Source organism: Amycolatopsis sp. NPDC023774, assembly GCF_040639695.1.
Taxonomy (GTDB): domain Bacteria; phylum Actinomycetota; class Actinomycetes; order Mycobacteriales; family Pseudonocardiaceae; genus Amycolatopsis.
On record NZ_JBFAAJ010000102.1, the window covers coordinates 1 to 1,980 of the forward strand.

At 69.5% G+C, this 1,980-nt stretch carries 1 protein-coding gene; it reads left to right on the plus strand.

Annotated features, from left to right (window positions below):
- Window positions 1–610 precede the first annotated feature (610 nt).
- A partial coding sequence (locus AB0F91_RS47125) for a PHP domain-containing protein (RefSeq protein ID WP_360609042.1) occupies window positions 611–1,980 on the plus strand: 1,370 nt, incomplete at its 3' end.

Consider the following 1,980-nt stretch of genomic DNA (forward strand, 5'->3'; position numbering starts at 1 on the left):
CAGCAGAACACCGACCAGAACTAGACGACAACACCGCGCACGGGGTCAATTTTCCCGAGACCACCCGGGGTCAAGGTTCCCGAAGCGTTGACACCCCTCAACGTCTGGACCACCAGAATTGGTGCGAGCATCAGACCTAGAGGGCGATCAGGCTGTGCCAGAGTCTGATCAATAGCTGCTTGCCTCGTACGGAGCTCAGATTCAGATACCGGTCAAACAAGTCAAACCAGGTGGACTCTGGACCGGATCTCCGTAGTCCGGATAAGCACGCCGCCCAGTCCGGGCTCAGACTTCCGGCACCGGAAGCACTTCGTCGACGCCTGCTGCTCGTCCTCGGCCACGGCCACACCCCTGCTCTCGTCCACCCTTGGATGCGCTGACGTAAGCCGGGCCGCGGCGGCCACCGGGGCTCGACATGCCCTCCCGTGGTGTGGCGTTCGCGGCATGCCCACGTTCCGACGATGCCCAACAGCGTCCACCACCCGTTCAGAGCAGTGTGGCGATGGGCATGTTGCGATCAACGCACGTCAGGCAGAGTATACGAACACAAGTTCGATAGTTGCTGGTTGCCGGCCTTCCCACGGCGAAGACATTGTTGTGGGAGTTCGTCGTGGCGTTCAACAACCCGCCGATGCCGTGGTCGGAGCTGGAGCGGATCGCCTCCGGCCGCGGCGCGCCACCCACCCCGCCCGGTGCTGAGGAGGCCCCGCGCTCGCACAAGCGCGAGGGCTACCAGCCGCCCAAGGGTCTGCGGCCACGGGCGGATGTCGAGGCCGGCGGCGGGCGGGTGCCGTACGCGGAGCTGCACTGTCACTCCAACTTCAGCTTCCTCGACGGCGCCAGCCACCCCGAACAGCTCGTCGAAGAGGCGGCGCGGCTCGGGCTGGACGCCGTGGTGCTGGCTGATCACGACGGCATGTACGGGGCGGTGCGGTTCGCCGAGGCCGGCCGCGAGCTCGGCGTGCGCACCGGGCACGGCGCCGAACTGTCCCTCGGCCTGTCGGCGCCCCAAGGCGGCGTCCCCGACCCGGAAGGCTCGCACCTGCTCGCCCTAGCGCGTGGGGTCGAGGGTTATCGGCGGCTGTGCCGGGTGATCTCGCACGCCCAGCTGGCCAAGGGCGGCCGGAAAGGCCGGCCCGTCTATGACCTCGACCAGGTCGTGGAGGAGCTGCGCGGGCACGTGCTGGTGCTGACCGGCTGCCGCAAGGGCACCGTGCGCCAGGCCCTCGTCGGCGACGGCCCGGCCGCGGCGGCCACCGCGCTACGCCGCCTGACCCACTGGTTCGGACCGGAGAACGTGGCGGTCGAGCTGATCGATCACGGCCAACCGCTCGACGCGGTCCACAACGACCTCCTCGCCGACATGGCTACGGACCTGCGGCTGCCGACCATCGCGTCGAACAACGTGCACTACGCCCGCCCCGAGCAGGCCCGCCATGCCGCCGCGGTGGCGGCGGTGCGGGCCAACCGCTCGCTCGACGAGCTGGAGGGCTGGCTGCCGGCCGACGGGATGGCGTTCCTGCGCGACGGCGCCGAACAGCAGGCACGGTTCGCCCGGTACCCGGGCGCGGTGCAGCGCGCGGCACTGCTCGGGGTGGAGCTCGCGTTCGACCTCGCCCTGGTCGCACCGAAACTGCCGCCATTCCCCGTGCCGGAAGGCTTCGCCGGCGAGGACGCCTACCTGCGCCACCTCACCTTCGAAGGCGCCCGCGCCCGCTACGGCACCCGGGACGAGAACCCGAAGGCCTACGCGCAGCTCGAGCGGGAGCTCGACGTCATCGAGCGGCTCGGGTTCCCCGGCTACTTCCTGGTGGTGTGGGACATCGTTCGGTTCTGCCGCGAGGCCAACATCCTCGCCCAGGGCCGCGGCTCGGCCGCCAACAGTGCGGTGTGTTTCGCGCTGCAGATCTGCCACGCCGACCCGGTGAAGTGGAACCTGCTCTTTGAGCGGTTCCTGTCGGCCGAGCGTGACGGGCCGCC